Annotated in this window: 21 protein-coding genes; 12 read left to right on the forward strand and 9 right to left on the reverse strand. The window is 59.2% G+C overall.

Annotated features, from left to right (window positions below; genetic code table 11):
* Positions 1 to 36 precede the first annotated feature (36 nt).
* A complete protein-coding gene (locus tag H5P28_RS07005) occupies positions 37 to 2,988 on the forward strand; it encodes a hypothetical protein (protein ID WP_185674991.1) in 2,952 nt (983 codons plus the stop codon).
* A 52-nt stretch (positions 2,989 to 3,040) separates the two neighbouring features.
* Here H5P28_RS07005 and H5P28_RS07010 read toward each other — a convergent pair whose 3' ends face one another.
* Positions 3,041 to 3,691 carry an HAD hydrolase-like protein gene (locus tag H5P28_RS07010; RefSeq protein ID WP_185674992.1) on the reverse strand — a complete coding sequence of 217 codons (651 nt, stop codon included), beginning with the start codon at positions 3,689 to 3,691 and terminating at the stop codon, positions 3,041 to 3,043.
* Positions 3,692 to 3,788: 97 nt separating this feature from the next.
* Between H5P28_RS07010 and H5P28_RS07015 the strand changes: the two genes are divergently transcribed.
* The 5 genes from H5P28_RS07015 (at position 3,789) to lepB (ending at position 9,920) form a co-directional block, all read left to right on the forward strand.
* Positions 3,789 to 4,715: a tyrosine-type recombinase/integrase gene (locus H5P28_RS07015; RefSeq protein WP_246455913.1), complete on the forward strand. Its 927-nt coding sequence runs from the start codon at positions 3,789 to 3,791 to the stop codon at positions 4,713 to 4,715.
* Positions 4,716 to 4,782: 67 nt separating this feature from the next.
* The gene (locus H5P28_RS07020) at positions 4,783 to 5,697 is read left to right on the forward strand and encodes a tellurite resistance TerB family protein (RefSeq protein WP_185674993.1); all 915 of its coding nucleotides are present in this window, start codon (positions 4,783 to 4,785) and stop codon (positions 5,695 to 5,697) included.
* A 54-nt stretch (positions 5,698 to 5,751) separates the two neighbouring features.
* Positions 5,752 to 6,663 carry an ACP S-malonyltransferase gene (fabD, locus tag H5P28_RS07025; protein WP_185674994.1) on the forward strand — a complete coding sequence of 304 codons (912 nt, stop codon included), beginning with the start codon at positions 5,752 to 5,754 and terminating at the stop codon, positions 6,661 to 6,663.
* 39 nt (positions 6,664 to 6,702) lie between these two features.
* Positions 6,703 to 8,499 (forward strand): translation elongation factor 4, encoded by a 1,797-nt coding sequence (gene lepA, locus H5P28_RS07030; RefSeq protein WP_185674995.1) that lies wholly within the window; start codon positions 6,703 to 6,705, stop codon positions 8,497 to 8,499.
* A gap of 77 nt (positions 8,500 to 8,576) precedes the next feature.
* Positions 8,577 to 9,920: a signal peptidase I gene (gene lepB, locus H5P28_RS07035; RefSeq protein WP_185674996.1), complete on the forward strand. Its 1,344-nt coding sequence runs from the start codon at positions 8,577 to 8,579 to the stop codon at positions 9,918 to 9,920.
* Between the two features lie 255 nt (positions 9,921 to 10,175).
* Here the strand turns inward: lepB and H5P28_RS07040 are convergent, their stop codons facing one another.
* The 8 genes from H5P28_RS07040 to H5P28_RS07075 all read right to left on the reverse strand — a co-directional run bounded on the left by H5P28_RS07040 (position 10,176) and on the right by H5P28_RS07075 (position 16,636).
* Positions 10,176 to 10,445: a hypothetical protein gene (locus H5P28_RS07040; protein ID WP_185674997.1), complete on the reverse strand. Its 270-nt coding sequence runs from the start codon at positions 10,443 to 10,445 to the stop codon at positions 10,176 to 10,178.
* A gap of 2 nt (positions 10,446 to 10,447) precedes the next feature.
* On the reverse strand, positions 10,448 to 11,644 hold the full coding sequence (locus H5P28_RS07045) for a zonular occludens toxin domain-containing protein (RefSeq protein ID WP_185674998.1): 1,197 nt from the start codon (positions 11,642 to 11,644) through the stop codon (positions 10,448 to 10,450).
* The gene (locus H5P28_RS07050; protein ID WP_185674999.1) at positions 11,644 to 11,790 is read right to left on the reverse strand and encodes a hypothetical protein; all 147 of its coding nucleotides are present in this window, start codon (positions 11,788 to 11,790) and stop codon (positions 11,644 to 11,646) included. The genes H5P28_RS07045 and H5P28_RS07050 overlap by 1 nt, the downstream gene beginning before the upstream one ends.
* A 1-nt stretch (position 11,791) precedes the next feature.
* Positions 11,792 to 13,513 carry a hypothetical protein gene (locus H5P28_RS07055; protein ID WP_185675000.1) on the reverse strand — a complete coding sequence of 574 codons (1,722 nt, stop codon included), beginning with the start codon at positions 13,511 to 13,513 and terminating at the stop codon, positions 11,792 to 11,794.
* A gap of 127 nt (positions 13,514 to 13,640) precedes the next feature.
* Positions 13,641 to 13,856, reverse strand: a complete 216-nt coding sequence (locus H5P28_RS07060; RefSeq protein ID WP_185675001.1) for a hypothetical protein — start codon at positions 13,854 to 13,856, stop codon at positions 13,641 to 13,643.
* 110 nt (positions 13,857 to 13,966) lie between these two features.
* A complete protein-coding gene (locus H5P28_RS07065) occupies positions 13,967 to 14,485 on the reverse strand; it encodes a hypothetical protein (protein ID WP_185675002.1) in 519 nt (172 codons plus the stop codon).
* Positions 14,436 to 15,503, reverse strand: coding sequence for a hypothetical protein (locus H5P28_RS07070; RefSeq protein WP_185675003.1), 1,068 nt, complete (start codon positions 15,501 to 15,503; stop codon positions 14,436 to 14,438). The genes H5P28_RS07065 and H5P28_RS07070 overlap by 50 nt, the downstream gene beginning before the upstream one ends.
* 860 nt (positions 15,504 to 16,363) lie before the next feature.
* Complete coding sequence (locus H5P28_RS07075) at positions 16,364 to 16,636, reverse strand: hypothetical protein (protein ID WP_185675004.1); 273 nt, start codon at positions 16,634 to 16,636, stop codon at positions 16,364 to 16,366.
* A 69-nt stretch (positions 16,637 to 16,705) separates the two neighbouring features.
* On the opposite strand from H5P28_RS07075, the gene H5P28_RS07080 reads away from it, so the two are divergent.
* The 6 genes from H5P28_RS07080 (at position 16,706) to H5P28_RS07105 (ending at position 18,982) form a co-directional block, all read left to right on the forward strand.
* Positions 16,706 to 16,912 carry a hypothetical protein gene (locus tag H5P28_RS07080; protein WP_185675005.1) on the forward strand — a complete coding sequence of 69 codons (207 nt, stop codon included), beginning with the start codon at positions 16,706 to 16,708 and terminating at the stop codon, positions 16,910 to 16,912.
* A 132-nt stretch (positions 16,913 to 17,044) separates the two neighbouring features.
* Positions 17,045 to 17,209: a hypothetical protein gene (locus tag H5P28_RS07085; RefSeq protein ID WP_185675006.1), complete on the forward strand. Its 165-nt coding sequence runs from the start codon at positions 17,045 to 17,047 to the stop codon at positions 17,207 to 17,209.
* Positions 17,210 to 17,648: 439 nt separating this feature from the next.
* The gene (locus tag H5P28_RS07090) at positions 17,649 to 17,855 is read left to right on the forward strand and encodes a hypothetical protein (protein WP_185675007.1); all 207 of its coding nucleotides are present in this window, start codon (positions 17,649 to 17,651) and stop codon (positions 17,853 to 17,855) included.
* Positions 17,856 to 18,042: 187 nt separating this feature from the next.
* Positions 18,043 to 18,276, forward strand: coding sequence for a hypothetical protein (locus H5P28_RS07095; protein WP_185675008.1), 234 nt, complete (start codon positions 18,043 to 18,045; stop codon positions 18,274 to 18,276).
* Positions 18,277 to 18,601: 325 nt separating this feature from the next.
* Positions 18,602 to 18,739: a hypothetical protein gene (locus tag H5P28_RS07100; protein ID WP_185675009.1), complete on the forward strand. Its 138-nt coding sequence runs from the start codon at positions 18,602 to 18,604 to the stop codon at positions 18,737 to 18,739.
* A gap of 18 nt (positions 18,740 to 18,757) precedes the next feature.
* Positions 18,758 to 18,982 carry a hypothetical protein gene (locus H5P28_RS07105; protein ID WP_185675010.1) on the forward strand — a complete coding sequence of 75 codons (225 nt, stop codon included), beginning with the start codon at positions 18,758 to 18,760 and terminating at the stop codon, positions 18,980 to 18,982.
* The last annotated feature ends 52 nt before the right edge of the window (positions 18,983 to 19,034 follow it).

A 19,034-nucleotide genomic window follows, 5' to 3' on the forward strand; every position in this document is an offset into this window, starting at 1 on the left:
AAAGGGCCTAATTTTCTCCCGTGAATGACGGGGGCGATGTTATCTGCAACAAGGCATAGCGGTGTTCCCCGGCAGGGGACATCTGCCGGAGCCGGAGGCTTCGCTCTGATCACCGCTTTGGTGCTGATGGGCTTCGTCCTGCTGCTGTGCGTGACGCTGGCGGCCTTCAGTCGGGTCGAGATGGCCGCGCTCACCCCGCGCAAGAGCGCCCTGGCCGCGCGCGAGAATGCCCGGCTGGCCCTGATGCAGGCGCTGGCCGAGCTCCAGCGAAACGCTGGTCCAGACCGACGGGTGACGGCGCGGGCGGACATCCTCGGAGACGATCAGGTGGCGGGCGGCAACGCCTACTGGACCGGGGTGTGGGACGCCTCGCAGCCGGGACAGGCCCCGCACTGGCTGGTTTCGGGCAGTACTTCCAACCCCTCGGCCAGTCCCGCTGACGCGGTGATAATGGTACCTGCAGATACGGCGGCGGGGGTGCCTGCCGTAGAGGTGGAAAAGATCTACTTCGAGCGTGGCGACGGCACCCGCAACGCCTTCGCCTGGTGGGTGGGCGACGAGGGCGTAAAGGCTTCGCTCAGCGCCGGGCGGGAACGTCCGGATAACCTCGATGCGGAAGAGACCCTTGCGCTCGCGGCGCAGACCCCGACCGGGCTCGACCTGCGGCGGCTTTTGGTCGCGGACGCCGAACTGGACGAGCAACTGCTGGCCGGTTTGCGGCGATTACCGGGGCGGGGGGCGCTCGAGCTTTTGCAGGACGGCCTGGGGCAGGCGGTGTCGCCGGAGCAGGCCCGCGCCGGGTTCCACGACTATACGCCCTGCGCCTACGGGGTCTTGGAGAACGCGGTCTCCGGCGGTCTCCGGGCGAACCTCTCGGACGACGCCTTTCGCGACGGCTTTGTCAACGACGCCTTGCAGGCGTTTCTCACCCCGGTGACGCAGGGCGAGGTCCCGGCTGACCTTTCCGAGACGCACCTCGAGAATGGAAAGCCGGTCCACGCACTGCGCCCCGTGCCGACCGAGGTTGTCCTTTACATGCGGGTCTTTCATGCCCGCAGCGATGCCGAGGTCAAGGTACGCTACCACGTCGAGGTCGAGTTCTGGAACCCGTACTCGGTCCCGGTGACGTTCCCGGTCGATGACTCGGACCCGACGTGGAAAAACCGGGCCCTGGTCGTCTATTTCGACAACATGCCGACAGTCAAGGTGCGTGATGTCAGCGGGACGGGTGACCCGGTGGAGGACGACCTGAACGACCTCCTGCCGCGGGCGGGAGAGCCGGACACGGCCTATCTGTGCTCGTGGCTTGAACTGGCCCGGTCTGACACGGAAGGCGAGAGCCCACCGGTGCTGCAACCGGGCGAGGTGTACCGCGTCCTGTCCCCGGCGACGGTGCAGCAACCGGAGGGACTCAAACGGACCCTGCGTTTCAAGAACCGGAAACTGAGCGCGGACGGCACCGCGACCTGGGCTGTGGGGAAGCACACGCGCCCCGAGGACAAGGCGGAAATCCGCGTCGAACTCGACCAGCCCAAAGGCGGTGTGACGATCGGCTTTACCGCTTTTCCGGGGCCGAAGCAGGACTATCGCGCACTGCCGCCATTCTTTAAAATTACCCACCTCGACTACGACGACCTCGACGGCAAGCACAAGTTCTATCAGGGGGACGTGCCGTTCTCGCTGGATGTGGGTGGCGACTACACAGTGGACCAGTACACCATCGCCTATCACTTCAAGTTGACCGATGACGAGGAGGACCTGACCGAGCTGCTGGGTTCACTCGACCCGCGCAACCCGGTGCTCGACTATGACGGGACATTCACCGACCGCGACGGAGTTGAGCGGCGGGTGAAGAACTTCGTCGAGCTGGAAAATGTTTACCGCAAAAAGTTAAACAAGGACCTGGACGCCTTTGACGAGGATGAGTTGTTTCACGACCCGGTGGTGAACGCGCACCGTGACGAGGACGGGGGCGGCTTGCGACAGGTGGTCATGTTCGACGTGCCGCGCAGCGAGCCGGTATCGGTCGGTACGCTGCGCTTCGCGCAGATCCCCGGCGTGCCGGTACTGGGAATCGGAGAACCGGCGGGCGGCACTTACAACGGCGTGTTCGACTACTACTTCATGAGCCCGCTGGCGCAGCCCGGCTCCTCCCGGCGGTTGCTCAACCCGTGGCTGGAGCCGGTGGACCGGCACGACTGGCGGGGAGAGTTGGAGACCGTCGGCAGGCCACGCGCGGACGATGCCTCGCGGCTGTGCCTGGCAGGGGCGTTTAACCTGAACTCGACTTCGACCGAAGCCTGGCAGGCTGTGTTGGGGGCCTCGCGACTGAGTATTCCCGTCGATGGCGAAGGCGGGCTTGGTGGCGAGGCCGCCGGTGTAAACGAAGCGCTACCGGTGTTTTACCGTTTGCCGTTTTACGCCGCCAGCGTGAGTGAACCGGCGGCCGGGAGCGAGGAGGCGTCCGACCCGGAGCTGGCCTGCTCACTCGCCGGGCGAACCCTCGACGCGGGGATTTCAGAAAGCCAGCTTGATTACCTCAGCCAGGGCATCGTGGCCCGAATCAAGGCCCGCGGGCCGTTTTTGTCGATGAAAGATTTTATCAACTCGGGCATTGTGCAGGAGGCGATCGAGGAGGTCGGTGTCATGCGTGGGGAAGAACTAAAGCCGATCAACGACGGCGTGCCGGAACTCTCCAACCTGTACCTGCGCCAGGGGGACATTATCAGCGGGCTGGCCCCGTTCGCGGCGGTGCGCTCGGATACGTTTATCATCCGCGCTTGCGGCGAGGCTTCCGACCTCACCGGAGGCGAGCCCGCCCGCGCTTGGTGCGAAGCAGTCGTCCGTCGCTTACCGGAACAAATGGACGGCTCCGATGCGATGTCTGCCACCGTGGCCGGGGGGCTGGGACGACGCTTCGAACTGGTGTCATTCCGCTGGCTGACGCCATCCGAGCTTGGCGTAACATCCCCCGCGCCGAGCCTTTAGGGCGTGTGAAAAGCCTTGAGATGATCTGAGCCTCGCCGTTTATGGCTCTGATTTACATGCCGTCTGGAGCGAGTTGGAGCAGCTCTGCCGGACTTTCCAGTATCCAACGCGGCGCGTAAAGGGCTAGTGGGGCGGAGGAGTTCGTGCCCCAGAGCACGCCCGCGCCGTGCACCCCGGCTTTTTGCGCGGCCTTCATGTCGCGCGACTCGTCCCCGGCGAAGATGACGTTTTCGGGCGCGAGCCCGTGGGCTTTTATCAACGTGCGCAGGCGGCGGGCCTTGCCGGTGAGTTTCGGCACCGTGCTAACGAAATCGAAACAATCCAGCCCGTACTTTTCCAGAAAGCGCCGCACGTTGGCCTCGCTGTTCGAGGTCAGGATACCCAGCAAAGTGAATTTCCGGCTAAGCTCGGGCAGTACCTCCACGATTCCCTCGCAGGGGAGGATTTCGTCCATACGGGCGGCCAGGAGCTGGCGGGCCTCGATGAGGATGGCGGGCAGCTTCAACCTGGGGACGCGGCAATGGCGCAGGCACTGGGAGGTCGTCATGCCGCGCAGGATCTTAATCTCCTCTGCCGCGACCGGGCGGAAGCCGTATTTTTCCGCCAACTGGTTAAAAACCTCCTGCCCGACCGCGGCAGAATCGGCAATCGTGCCGTCGAAGTCAAAAATCAGGCAAGTGCGGTCGGGGGCAGGGAGGCTCACGGTGGAACTTAGCGTAGCGCCCCGGCCCGCTGCTGCGACAAAAAAGCGTCCGTCCGCGCTTGCCGGGGCGGGGTGGGGCGTTAGGCTGGACGGTATCTTGAGCGACGAACCGGACTCTCCACCCCTGCCGCCGGAGGCGGAAGCCTTCCTGCGCCACCTGGCCGAGCAGAAACGCTATTCGGCACGCACGGTCCGGAACTACCGGCAGGCGCTGGAGCGTTTCACAGCCTGGCTGCGGGGCCAGCCCGGTTCGCTCCACCCGCTCATGGTCAGCAGCCGCCATGTGCGCCGCTACCTGATGGAGCTGCAAACCGTTTACGAGCGGCGCACCTCCAACCTGCACCTCTCGGCCCTGCGCTCGTTTTACCGCTACCAACTGCGACTGGGCAAAATCGAAGCCAGCCCGCTGGCGGGGATTTCCGGCCCCAAGCTGGAAAAAAAGCTGCCCAAGTTTTTAACCGAAAAGCAGATCGCGCTCCTGTTGGCCGGGCCGAAGCGCCTGCTGGAAAATGAGGCCATCGAGCCCTTCACCGCGCTGCGAGACCGGCTGGTGATGGAACTGCTCTACGGGGGCGGGTTTCGCGTGAGCGAGTTGTCGGACCTCAATTACGGGACCTTCGACGAGCAAAGCGGCGTGGCCCGCATCCGGGGTAAGGGCGGCAAGGAGCGGCTGTGCCCGGTCGGCGAAGTCGCCCTCGAGTGTCTGAAGATGTTTCGCGCGCAGTTTGCCCGGCACAGCGGGCCGCAGGACCCGGTTTTAATTACGGAGCAGGGGCGACGGCTGTCTGTGCGGCGCATCCAGTTGATGCTCAAGCGCTATCTGGATCTGGCCGACCTGCCACACGATCTCACCCCGCACAAGATCCGCCACAGCTATGCGACCCACCTGCTTGACAACGGCGCGGATCTGCGTCTGGTACAAGAATTACTGGGCCACGCCAGCCTCTCCACCACGCAGATCTATACCCACGTCAGCGTGGCCCGCCTCAAGGACATGCACCGCCGCGCCCACCCCCGCGCCTGAGGAACCTCGGGCTTCCTTCGCTGTCTGTGTTCGCTGAACCCACCGGTTTATCTTCAACTCTCACCTGATGCTGCGAGAAACATCCATTGCCAAGGCGCTTGCCCGCGTCTTCATCGCTGCCGCCTGGACCCGCGGCACGCTCCCGGAAGCCGAGACCGACGCCCTCAAGGATCTTCTCTACCAACTCCCCGCGCTCCATAAGAGCGACTGGGAGGAACTTCAGGAACTGCTGGAAAATCCGGTTTCGCCTCGGCAGGCAGAGTATTTCCAGCGCGAGCTCAGCGCTTTGCTGGGCGATGAGGATCAGGCAATTTTCGCCGCTTACGCCATTGAGCGCGTCACCGGCACCGGCAACGGGGCGGGCACGCCGCCTTCCCCGGCGGTATTGGCCCAACTGAACCATTGTCTGGGCAAGTGCGGACAGGATTCGCTCCTGTGCATGTACCGATTGATCGAGGATTCCCTGCTCAAGCGCCGCCAGACCGACATCACCGAAGACCTGCGCCGCCTGAGCCAGACGCAGGCCTGGCTGGAGGGGCGGGTAGGGGGCCTGATGGCCGGAAAATGGGAGCAACCGCCCGCGCCGGAGGAGTTGTGCCGCCTGAGCCTGGCCGGGATTCTGCTCTCGCAGATCATTTACGCTGATGGCCGGGTGGACGAGCGCGAAGTCCTCACCGTGGAACAATACCTCTGCGAAGAATGGGGGCTGAGCGAGGAAAAGGCCCAGTTTGTCGTCCAGATCTCGCTCTCGGACCGGGTCGAGAACATCGATCTGATGCGCGTCTGCCGCTGGTTTTACGAGGCCACGGAAAAGGCCGAGCGCATCGGATTTCTCAACGTGCTTTTCGACGTGGCCATGGCCGACGGTGTGCTTGATGAGACCGAAATCGACATAATCATGCGTCTGGCAGCGGATTTACGCTTCGAACAGTACCACTTTCAGGCCGCGCTGGAGCGTGTTTCCGGGCGCGGAGCGGCCTGAGGCGGCATTTTTTCCTTCCCATTCGCGGTGGTTTCGATGCAATGCCTGTCCTTTATGGCATTCGGTTTCATATTTTCCGGACAGGGCGCCCAGCAGGTTGGCATGGGCAGTAGCCTTTATGAGAACTCCGCCGCCGCCCGCGCGTGCTTCGACCAGGCGAAGGAGATCCTGCCTTTCGACCTGAAGCAGATCTGCTTCGAGGGCCCGGAAGAGGAGCTCACCCAGACCAAGGTCTGCCAGCCCGCGCTCTATGTGCACGGCTACAGCATCGTGGCCGCCCTGCGCGAAGCCGGCAAGCTGCCCGAAATCGCCGGCGCCGCCGGACTGAGCCTGGGCGAATTGACCGCCTACGCCGTCGCCGGGGTCTATGATTTTGAAACCGGCCTGCGCATCGTGGCCGAACGCGGACGCCTCATGCAGGAGTGCTGCGAGGCCACTGTGGGCACTATGGCCAGCCTCATCGGGGGCGATGTGGAAAAGGCCGAAGCGCTCGCCGCCGAGTTCGACGTGGACCTGGGCAACCTCAACTGCCCCGGCCAGAGCGTGCTCTCCGGAGAGGTGGACAAGGTCAAGGCCGCCGTCGCCAAGGCCAAGGAAGCCGGGTTCAAAATGGCCGTGCCGCTCAAGGTCGCCGGGGCCTACCACAGCCGCCTGATGAAGCCTGCCGCCGAGAAGTTCCACGCCTTCCTCAAGTCGCTGCCTCCCTTTAGCACACCCGCCGTTCCGGTTTTCTCCAACGCCCTCGGTGCCCGCATCGAAGACCCCGAGCAGATCAAGCAGGCCCTCGTCGACCAGGTGACTTCCACCGTCCGCTGGACCGAGTGCGTGCAGGCCATGATGGCCCTCGGCATCAAGGACTACTACGAGTGCGGCCCCGGCGGCACCCTTGCGGGCCTGGCCAAGCGCATCGACCGCGAACTCAACGTCACCTCGCTCAGCACCTACGACGAGCTTCCGCTCGGATAACATTTTTCCGTCCGGACAACCCATCCCCAGCCAACTATCTTGAAAACCGACCACATCCGCAATTTCTGCATTATCGCGCACGTCGATCACGGCAAGACGACCTTGTCGGACCGACTACTGGAGAGCACCCAGACCGTCCAGAAGCGCGAAATGCAGGAGCAGCTCCTGGACTCGATGGACCTGGAGCGCGAACGCGGCATCACCATCAAATCGCACCCGGTCTCCATGCTCTATAAGCACGATGGCCAGGAGTACCTGCTCAACCTCATCGATACGCCCGGACACGTGGACTTCTCCTACGAGGTCTCGCGTTCACTGGCCGCGTGCGAGGGGGCGCTGTTGCTGGTGGACGCCGCGCAGGGGGTCGAGGCGCAGACCGTGGCCAACGCCAACCTCGCCATGGAGCAGGGGCTGGAGATCATTCCCGTCATCAACAAAATCGACCTGCCCGGCGCGCACCCGGAGATGGTCGAGCAGCAGTTCGAGGACATCCTCGCCATCCCGCGCGAGGACTGCATCCGCGCCAGCGGCAAGTCCGGCATCGGCATCGACGACATTCTGGAGGCCGTCGTTACCCGCTTGCCTTCGCCGCGCTGGACCGACTGCGACCAGACCCGCGTGCTCGTCTTTGACAACGTTTACGACACCTACAAGGGCGTCATCTGCTACGTGCGGGTCTTTTCCGGCTCAGTCAAGCCCGGCGACGAAATTGTCATGATGGGCACCGGCCAGAAGGCAGTAGTCAAGGAAGTGGGCCGTTTCTCCCCGAAAATGCTCCCGGAAAAGGATCTGGGCGCCGGCCGCACCGGCTACATCGTGACCAGCATCAAGGACCTGGCCGAGATCAAGATCGGGGATACCATCACCCTGTCCGCCGACCCGGCCGCCGAGATGCTCCCCGGCTACAAGGAGGTCCGTCCGATGGTGTTCAGCGGCCTGTATCCGCTCGACACCAACGACTACGACAAGCTCAAGGCCAGCATGGCCAAGCTCCAGATCAACGACGCTGCGCTCGTGTACACATCAGAGAGTTCTGTCGCGCTCGGCTTCGGCTTCCGTTGCGGCTTCCTTGGCCTGCTCCACATGGAGATCGTGCAGGAGCGCCTGCGTCGCGAGTACGACCTGGACATCATTTCCACCTACCCGAGCGTCGTTTACAACGTCACCAAGACCAGCGGCGAAGTCGTCGAGGTGGACAACCCACTCTTCCTGCCGGACCCCTCCGAGATCGACTTTATCGAGGAGCCGATGATCCGCGCCACCATTCACACACCGACCGAATCCATCGGCGACATGCTCGCGCTCATCTCGGAGAAGCGCGGTGTGTGCGACCACACCGAGACGGTGGACGAGACCCGTGTCATGCTCAGTTGCGACCTGCCGCTGAACGAGATTCTGGTCGATTTCAACGACCGGCTGAAAAGCATCACCCGCGGCTATGGCTCGATGGACTACGAGCTCAACGGCTATGCTGTCTCCGACCTGGTCAAGCTTGACATCCTCGTCAACGCCGAGCCCGTGGACGCCTTTTCCAGCATCGTGCACCGCGACAAAGCCGTGGGCAAGGGCAGGGCGCTTTGCGACCGGCTCAAGGACATCCTCCCGCGCCAGATGTTCAAGGTAGCCATCCAGGCCGCCGTCTATGGCCGTGTGGTGGCGCGTGAGACCATCAGCGCCATGCGCAAGGATGTGACCGCCAAGTGCTACGGTGGGGACATCACCCGTAAGCGCAAACTGCTCGAAAAACAGAAAGAGGGCAAGAAGCGCATGAAGCAGATCGGCAAGGTCTCCATCCCGCAGGACGCCTTTGTCAAAATCCTCAAAACCACAAATTGATGGGATGATGGTGAAAATGGTTAATCTTAACGGACTTAGCCATTTAACCCCTTAGCCATTTTAACCATTTAAGCTGTATGGGACTTTTCGCGAAATCAGGTAAAAAACTGCACAAAGAGGGACGCCATCTGGTGCACCTGGCCGAGAAGGTCATCAACTACCGCTCGGACGTGATCGGCGACAAGGCCGTCGAGGCCATTCGCAAGGACCAACAGGCGCTGATTGAGGCGCTCACCGCCAAGCCCGCCGAGGACGAGAAGGTCAAGCGGTGCATGCAAAATCTGGATACCTGCCTGAAGCCGCACGGCGGCACCCTTTACCCGGTCACGTTTTTGTCCGAAAACATCGAGATGATCCTGGTGGCGGCCATCCTCGCCATCGGCGTGCGCAGCTTTTTCCTGCAACCGTTCAAGATCCCGACCAACTCGATGTACCCGACCTACGCGGGCATGATCGGCGAAGCTTATCCTCTGGGCGAAGATGCCCCCTCGAAGCCCGCCCAGCTTTTCCGGTTGCTGGCCTTCGGCGCGTCCCACTACCAGGCCGAGGCCCCCGCCTCGGGCCACGTCGAGATTCCGCTGTTCAACGGCGGCAACCCCTACGGCATGTCCGGCCAGGTCGCCTTCGAGCTGGTCAAGGGACGTAAATTCCTGCTCGTGCCGACGCAATTGCGCCGCTACACCTTCGGCGTGGACGGGCAGCGCTTCCAGGTCGAGGTGCCACTTGACTTCAATCTCGACGATGTGGTGGCCGAAGCCTTTTTCCCCGGCTCCAAAACCCTATCCGACGTAGCGAAAAAGCTCGGGCCGGAAAACATCCGCCGCCGTCAAAATGGCTACCAGACACTGCTCTCAGCTAACATGGTGGAGCAGGGCGAACCGGCGCTCGACTTCGACATCCTGACCGGGGACATGCTCTTTGTGGACCGCTTCAGTTACAATTTTTTCAGTCCCGAAGTTGGTGATCCTTTCGTTTTTCGCACGGCAAAAATTCCGGGCCTGAGCGCCGCCGACGGCACCCCGAACGACCAGTACTACATTAAACGCCTTGTCGGCCTCCCCGGCGACAAACTTCAGGTGCGTGCCCCTATACTCTACCGCAACGACGTCCCCATCGAGGGTGCGGAGGCGTTTGGGAAAAACTTCCGCCAGGAAGACGGCTACCCGGGCTACAGCTACATGGGCTGGCTGACTGAGGGCACCTCCGAAACCGTGCCTCCGGGGTATTTTTACGCCATGGGTGATAACTCCCCCAATAGCTATGACAGCCGTGGCTGGGGCAGCAACGCCGCCTCCACACCCTACGCCTACGAGGATAAAAAACAGGGCAAGCCCATTAATTTTGTCCCCGAGAAAGAAGTCGTCGGCAAGGCGATCTTCATCTTCTATCCGTTCACACACCGTTGGGGCTTGGCCGAATAATTCGTTATTCCTGAAGAAGTAGTTCGCCTCAAAACTACTGATTTGGGCGTCGCAGGGCTGGTGTATTATCCAGGCAATCCAGACACTCCTCGATGCCCGATAGACGGAACAGATACTACCATATAAAAAACACCCTCCATATTTCGCACAATAAACAAGATTGCTTGTATCCAAAAATGGATACACACCGCCGCCAGAACCTTATATTCTAATCCGTAAGACTGGGCATGTCCATGCATCACGGCATTAGATTTATTAATCCTGCGCGGACTTCTTGACCTTTCGATTCTCTACCAATTTCCGCCCTTTGAAGACAAGAACGAAACCTTTACCGGGCAAAGCAGAATAGAGGCGAGCCATTGATCGTGCCTGGACTCTCGACGCAACATAGAATGCTGGAAGATCCGCCAAGTGATCCGGCACGATCTTGTAAACCTCATCAACGCGCAGACGGCCGCGAACGCCCCACACGACAGGCCGCAGGTCGTGCGAACACTCCCGCGCAAAACCAAACTCCTCTTGCATCCTTACTTCTTTGTTGGCCGGGGCGGATAAACCCCGGCAGAGGTGAGCACAGAGAGCGGAACGACGTCGGTCCCGACGAGAGCGCCCTTGCTGCCCCATGTGACCTTACGCCAGCCCTCGAACCACGATCCCGAGACGAGGGTTTCCCCATCAAGCACGATACAGCCACGAACAATCTTCTCCGGCTTGGCCGCTTCGACCGCCCCCGGCTCCGCTCCCTGAGACTGTCCTGCCCCAGCCAACGGGCCACGCATGTAGGCGAGCGACTGCTCAGTCTGGCTGGCCGTCTTGTCCTGGACTGTCTGCGTTAACGGCTGGCCAGCGTCCGAAATCGATTTTCCCAACCCGGCGATAGCCCACTGCGGGACCATGAAGCACAGGAAAATTGCGGCCAAAATCCCGCCCCCGGCGATAGCCCACAGCGACCACCACGGCAGCTTGCCCTTGTTCTGGATTTTCTCGGCTTTGACGTGGACTCCGAAGGCCCCCACGGTCTTGTAACACGAGGCAATCCCCGCCGCATCCAGTTGCATTTCCTCGACGCTGAACGGCGTTACACTTGGGTTAGGCATCCCGTAATAATGCCGCACCTTGAAGACCCCGCGCAGCTTAAACGGCCCCACATTGCGCCGCAGGTTGTTTCGCGTGATCCGTGTTTCACTGACGAGGTTCCGCAACGTTTTATCGAGGAAGTCCGGCGACTGCGTCAGGAGCCACACCTCATCATGCAAGTGACGATGCTTTGATGCGTGATAAGTCGTGATTCGACCGATATTTTGCCACTCACGCGCCGGAAACTTTTCATGTGCCTCATCGATGACATAGAACACACCGCGCTGATACTCGGACTTTTCCCCGATGCGTTCAAACTGCGACCGCGCCCACAAGTCAAATTCCATCTTCGGCAAGCGCCTTGTCCCGTCGTCCTTACCCTTGGCATCCGGACTTTCGTCCAGCAAAAGCCCGCCCGAGCGATAGCGCCAATAATTGTGCGCGTCCTCAGGCGTCAACACCTTCAAACGCTCGTCCAGATCAACGACGTCGCCTTTCCAGTCGTTCACGTATTCATGCAAGCGGCCCATAACAAAAGGAACATCTGTTACGACATAATAATCCGTATTCCTCAGAATGCGGATTATCTCCCGGCACGCATAGAGCGTCTTGCCGTCGCCGGGCTTGCCTGTGATCAGCGTAATCATCAGTCGTCAACGTCATTCCAGATCGACCGAACCCAGCCGAAGAAGGCCGGAAAGACCCCGAGGACGAACCCGGCCACGAACCCACGCCAGACCCATGTCATCCCGATGTATTCATTCAGCACTACACGCAGTTCTTCCGCTGTCATACTATACCCCCAAGAATTTTTGCGCAGCCACCGCCGTCAGATAGACCGGCGCCGCAACGAAGTCAAAACCAGCACGACCGACATAGATAGTCAGTAAGCCGGAAAAAGGTATCCATTCTGCCAACACACCTAACGTTGACGGCAAATCGGCTCCTCCGCCCAAGATGTCCATGATACCCCCACCAACAGACTGGACTACAATTGCTAGCGCGACCCATGCCGCCGAAATAATCAGCGTGGCCGCAATCGCCAGTCCGACCGCCTTTGCTTGCGGGACTCCCGGCACCATTGACTCTAAACCCACCTGAGCCCCAGCACTAGCTGAGCTAACCGACCCGAGGCCGATAATATACTGCCGCATGGCATCCATACAGGATCGCATTAGCCAGACTCCCGCAGCAACCATAAGTAAGCCGCGCCCCCAGCTTGCCGCCCAGCCCAAATCAAACAAACTCGACGCCGACCATGACAGTGTGATTGCTTCGCCGGTCGGGCCGGGAATGCTAAATCCACCCGGCAAGGACGGATCAGACGAACTCAGACTGGGCCCTGTCCATCCGCTGGGAGTGTTGATACCGGGGTTTTGCGAGCGCACGGTTGCAAGTTCCGAAGTGGGATTGAAATCCTTCCGCGCATCATAATTTTCCTTCATTTGCTTATCCCAATCCGACCCCTCAGCTATGGCCGTTTTCAGATCTTCAGTCTGACCTTCAATGGCCCCGGTAATGGCCCCCGTTTGCGCGTTAATCGCATCAACTGTCCTGTCCGCCCCCTCGTCAACAGCATCGGTAATCGCGTCGGTCTGCCCTTCGATAGCATTTTCAAGGTCACCGGTCTGTTCATCGATCGCCGCGGCTATAGCTCTGGCCGTCTTTTCCTCAGCCCCGACGATAGCGTCAGCAGCCGCTTTGATTCCGGCATCCGAGGCATCCCCTTTGCCGTCGCCTTCCTCAGCGCCGGGATAGGCGTCAGGATCGCGCCCGTCCGCATAGCTTTTCGTCGACGTGGCCGTGGCATCATTCGGGACGACACCCGACCAGTAAGACCACTCATGCCATTCTCCGTTTTCGTCCTGGTAGCTTCCGCTCTCCAGGACCGGAAAGCCGCCGTATTTGGCTTGCGAGGCCGCATAATCCCATTCGGCGACATAGTACTGGGAGCCGTCGTCCGTGGCATCGACTGAGAGCTGCCCCTTTTCGCCCGGCTCCAGCGTCACCGAGTCATAAGCAATATCGTCAATCTCGCCGGTCTCAGGATCGACCCGAAACACCCCGTAAGTCTTCGGCTCCTCCGAATCATTCTCGACTTCCCACTCGATAATGCGTGTCTCAGGCTCCGGTTCCGGTTCAGGATCTACCGGCGTAGCCGAACCCGTAAAAGTGATGACATATTTCTTGTCTGTCACCTGATTGGTTGACCAAGCAACCGTTAACCCGTCCGCAGCTACAAAGCTGCCGCTGGTGCCGCCCGTAGCTAACAACTCAATCTTGCCGCTGTCTGCGTAGACATAGACCGTGTGCAGTTCGAGCACGAAAGACGAATTGGCTGTATAGCTCCATTCTCCGCCGTCACCAACCGAGAAGCTTGCGCCACCGGTCTTGTGATCTGTCGTGGCACCAGAGCTACCCGTCTTGTAGTTCGCCCGACCTTCAAAATAAAAGGCCTGAACGCTCGCAGCCATCAGCACCGAGAACAGCAGCCCGAACACAACAAAGCGTTTCATCGGCTCATCCCCCGAATCACGCAATAGGCCACTACGACCCCAACCCCGAATCCTATGATTGCTCCCAACATGATGTTTTTAAAGTGATGGGGGAGGGGCCACCAACGGCAGCCACTCCCCCGATTGCTCAGCCAGCCTTGCCGAAGTACTTGCGGACCTTGCCCCAGATCATGACCGAGGCCGCAATCGCGGCCAGCGTCCCGGCGACACCGGCAATGGTCGTCCCGGCCCCTTCAAGGGTCGTGATGGCCGTATCAATGGCCGAGACTTCCTGCGCCTGCGCAGCACCGAAGCACAGCGCGAAGGCGAACAGGAACATGAGGAATGCTTTAATCTTATTCATCGTATTTTCAGTTTTGATGGTTTGTTTTTCCCGGCCACCGATGGCCGAAAGTTTCTTTTGCTTCACCTTGCGTAAGCTGGCTTGCGTCAGTTACGAAAGGTGAATCAAGCCTAGGCGGCAGCGGCCTTCGGGCGCGCGCCGGCTCCGCCGGCATCACGCCCGCCGACCGCCCCCGCTGCGGGCTTCGCCCGAATTTCGAGATCGACCACTTCCAGAAAACGCACCTGGACAAGCTCCGCGACACGGTTGGGGCGCTCTTTGCCGTCGTTGCCGGTATAGGTACCGTCATTGACCACAAAGGTCTTGAGGCCACCCACGGAAAAGACATAGCGCTCTTTCTCGCGCAGCTTTTCCGCCAGCGGAGTCTGGCCTTCCGTCAGGTTCGCCCAGTCCTGATGCTGGTACCTGCGCCCGTTGGCCTCGATTTCGACCGAGGTCTGCACCGAATAGACCGTTTGGCCGTTCTGCTCCTTGACAAAGGACTTGTGGTTGAGGCTAACCACTTCCCCGGCGAGTAAAAGGCCCTCGACGGGCTTCTCTTTGCCCATCTGGCCGGTTGCGGGCTCGATAAAATACTTATCAAGCAACTCTTTGCTGATCTTCTGCGAACTCTGTTTTTCGTCTGACATAAGGCGTTAGGATTTTAGTGTTTCTTACGATTGCGTGATAGGGCGCGACAAGGTGGCGGTACACGGTAGCCGCCACCCAGATGCGCCCGAAGAGTGTTTGCGCGGTGCAGTCCAGTTCATAGGCCCGCATTTGCACGCCGTGAGAATTGCGCTTGATGACCGTGACCTTGCGTTTCCACTGGTCAAGGCGTTCACCGATGGTGATGCTTTCGGTCTGTTCGCGCTCGGAGGTGTCGCCGTCGTCGTCGGATGGGTCGTTGTCCTCTGGCTCAAAAATGCCGCGAGTCTGCACGAAGCGGATACGCTTGTATTTCTTCATCCACTCGGGAATCTCGGTGCCCGGCTTGAAGACGTATTTAAATTCATACTCGCCAACGTAGACCCCGCGACCGCGACGCTCTACGCGCTCAATATCGGTACCTCCGAGGCCCCAAGCGCGTTGCAGCAATTGCCAGGGCAAAAAGCGCCGGGTATCAATCAGTAGATGCCAGTGCGTCCACTCGGGGGAGTCGGGGTGACATTCGAGTTTCCACAGCCAGCGATCGAAAACAAACCCGTGACGCTTGAGGTATTCAAACATGCGCCGGATGCGGTCTTTGCCCGCGAGGTAGCCTGATTCGGGATCCCAGTCAAAAAGCTCGCGGTCCAGTGTCAGCGTGACAAATAACCAGTTGGTAAAATCTACCGGCAGGCCGCGCCGTTTCATGTCATCATGGACGAGACGTCCGCCACCTTCGCAGAGGTAGCTCTTTGCCCGGTACGGAACGACTTCAACCTCTGTATTGTGGACCGGCTCTGTATCCGCCAGAGCATGACAAAGTTCCTCACGCACGTACTCACCGCGAATGCGGGCAGTATCAAAAGGATCGTAGGTGTCTTTGGGTTGCTCGGGAGGAAAACGCCATTTGAGCACGCGAGCACGGCGGGCCGCTTTCTCCTGATCGGCTTCCAGCTTCGCCACCGGGTTTGACCGTTGCGAAGGGTGGAGCAGGGGGCTTTGACGGAGCTTCTTGCTCATGCGGAGGCATCCTTTTTGGCTTTGGGAAAACCCGCCGAAAAGCGGTAAGCAACACAGTCAGCTATGAAACGGGGCTCTCCAAATAACTGCCGTGACGTGAAGAGGGGCAGCGATGTTGAGCCAGCAATGCAGAAGCGCTGCACGAGAGCAGAAGAAACGGAAAGCAGGCGGGAGGTTCCGCCGTGCAAGTGGGTGGATGGCGGGAGGCTGCCGGGGAGGTTCCCGGTTTCACCTCGGAAATCCAAAACAGTAGAGGGTGAGCACGCCTGCGGCATGCTCAGGGTGGGGACTGGCTGAATACAGCCAGTCAAGCCGGGGATGGCGGGAAATTGGCTTGGGGAACAAGCAGAAGCTTGTTCAAGAGGGCCGGGAAAGGTGAGGGTGGCAAAGCGGAAATCGCCGCCACGACAACGGCGCGAGGGTTGAGGGGTGAGGCAAGGCGTGCTCATGCCTCACCCCCGTTACCACTTGCAGGAGGGACCGAACCCCGCCCGCTGAAATCCTCAATGGGAAGTAACAAAATTTCGGTTTCGATGGCCGAGAGTAATTCGTCCCGCATGGCGTCAAGCGCGAGTTCGCCCGCGACACCAAAAGAACAGCGCAAACCGCCGTGGATCAATTGCACCTGGGCACGTAGAGCGCACAAGGCCGATAGGGCACAAGGCGTGCTCATAACTGTTCCTCCGCAGCCCGCAGAATAAAGCCGTTAAGGATGTCCATTGCGTGTTCGACACCCGTAGAAACGCCGTGCCAGTAATCAGAATCACAAGGGTGCGAATTCGCACGCTCGCGGAAATCATCACGGCTCTCGACTAACGATTTTAGTAGCGCGTCAAGCGGAAGCGTTAACGTCGGAGTCTTCACGCTGTGGCCTTTCCCTTGAGGATGCGCCTGACGATGAGACGACGACCGCTGCGCACGACCTTGTAGCGCTCACCGCAGGCATTGCGCAATTGGCGTGCGTAATGATCCAAAAACTGAGGCTCGCAAGTGAAACTAGCACGGAACACTAAGCCGCCATCACTTACGATGAGACGCCAGCCATGTAGAATTTGAGCTGTAGGAGTCGGCATATAAAAGCCATGCGCAAGAAGTGCTTTCTGCAAAGCTTTGGTTTCATCGGTGGTGTTCATTTTCGGTCCCTTCGGTTTGTGTGGTTTTCGTTGCCTTAGTGGCCAAGTGTGATACTTGGCATCAAAGTTATGACTGCCCTTGAAGAAATAGCCCTGCGCTGGCGGATTATCCTAATTGGAATGTCTGTTGCCATCGTCCTGCTTAACGTGGCTTTCTGGATGTGGTTCATCCCCGCATTGCGTGAATGGCTGAAACGGCTCATCAAGGAGGCCATCCGGGAGGCATTGGACGCCAGAGACAGAGGCGAACCAACAGAGAGGAAGCCCTGGTATTGAGGCTTTTCTATGGAATCCAGTTTTCTTGCTATGGCTTGCATCGGCTTTATACGCCTTTAAGATTTAATGGCTTTTAAAGCCGAGTAAAGGCATTTGACTTTTTCCAAGGCATCTATAAGCCTTGCTGAAACTATGTCAGGACAGATGGGTAAGGACTCCGCCTTGCTGGGCGTGGTTGTCTCGAAAGAAATGAAAGCGAAGATACAAAAGGTAGCCAAAAAGGAAGGTCGTTCGGCCTCCAATTGGATTCGCTTTCACATCGAGAAACTACTTGAGCAGCACGGCGCTAAGGGCTGACCGCTAAAGGGACTCAGGTCCATAGCGGATTTTTAAATACCCCCGACATTTCGCACAATAAACATTACGTCTAGTTTTTGATGGGCGATTTCTTATGCCTGCGGCATCCTTCCCCGCGAGCCTTAAGCCGTTTTCTTTGAACGGTTTGCGGACTCGTTAGCTACAAGTTCTTCAAGCTTGAGTGACACCCAGTTTGAAATCGTGCGCTTGTCCTCCTTAGAGAATTGCACGATCTGAGCCTTCACTTCGCGAGGCAGAACGATAGACATACGGTCCGAATTTGGGCTGAGCTGATTCGGCATGATAATGAAGGTATCTTATACCCTTTCACGGTGGAGTCAATTTCGTTTACAGGTGTATTCACCTTCCTATAGGTTCCGAATGCACAAGGGTTAATAAACCTGCTCAAGACATAACCACTCAAACCAAAGGCTCCAAAATGGACGAAGCAGCAATCATCAAGTACCGCCTTGAAAATACGCTACGCAGGCTAGCACGTGAAATTGAAGCTTGGACTGAGCTTTCCCAAAGGCCGGAAAACAAAGACGTCAAGTTATGGTGTGAAGGTCACGCTGATGCGTACAGGGATATGCTTGCTGATTTTCAGCGTACCTATGGTGAATTCAAGGGAAAGGTCTCAGCGTGAAGGCTCGGACGCTAACGCTTCCGCTTGACGCGCTACTAAAATCGTTAGTCGAGAGCCGCGATGATTTCCGGGAGCGTGCCAATTCGCACCCTTGTGATTCTGAGTACTGGCACGGCGTTTCTACGGGTGTTGAACACGCAATCGACATACTTAACGGCTTCATTTTGCGAGCTGCGGAGGAACAGTCATGAAGCGCCGCCTCAAATTCCCCAAGGGGGCCAAGGGCCGACGTTCACTAGCTCGCCTTCGGCAGCGTCGTTTTGAATGTAACTTCTCAGCCGAATTCCGCGAATTTACGGCGCTCTTGATGCCTTTAGCTATGGCTTTCACTGCATTCAGTGCAGCGCGTAGAGTCATTGCCAGCCTAGACAAAGACTTTCCTGTACAGGAACCGGAGCGAATGGAAGGGAGCGGGAAATGAGTGGTATCAATCCCGCTCCCACTCGCCGTTTGCCGCGCATGTTCATGCGTTCAGAACCTCGGGACTGCACGGTCTGTTTTGTCGTGACATCCCGCGAGCGCCAGCGGCTAAAGGCCCTAGCCTCCTCTCAAGGGACCACCGTTTCCGCGCTCTGCGCTGAAATCATCACAGCAAGGCTTTTCGATGAGTAGCGTTGCTCCCCATCGGCTCAGAGGTCGGGGGCGGGCGTGCACGCCGTCCGCTCCTGCCTCCCATCGTAAGTACCAGCGCGGCCCTAGGTTCGTCGCTGTAGTTCGTCCACGTATCCGAAAAATCACTACACGTTATGTTGCCCTTTGAAATCTCGGACTTCTTGCAAGGCGTCAGCGTCTGGCTGGCCTTCTATGGTGCGGCGTGGTGGTCGCAAGTGATTGTTCGCTTTTTCTGGCGGGTGTTTGACGCAGCGTCGGACATTCCGTCCTAACCCAAACCAAGAGCAGACATGAAGAACTGGAAAAACAAGATCATCGCCGGTGGCCTCGTCATGGGGAGCACCGTTGCCGCACGCGCCGAAATTGACTTTTCGGCTTTGCAGACCGGTATCACCAGCGAAATCCCTGGCATCATCGCCGCCGGTATGGCGATTGCCGGTGCGGCTGTGCTCCTCATGGCGGCCCCCAAGGGCGTCCGCTTCATCAAGAAGATGTGGGCGGCCATTGCCGGCTAATCAATCGAGGCTGGGGGTCGGGCGAGAGTCCGGCCCCTACCCTTACCCCTGT

It is taken from the genome of Ruficoccus amylovorans, from assembly GCF_014230085.1.
Classification (GTDB): domain Bacteria; phylum Verrucomicrobiota; class Verrucomicrobiia; order Opitutales; family Cerasicoccaceae; genus Ruficoccus; species Ruficoccus amylovorans.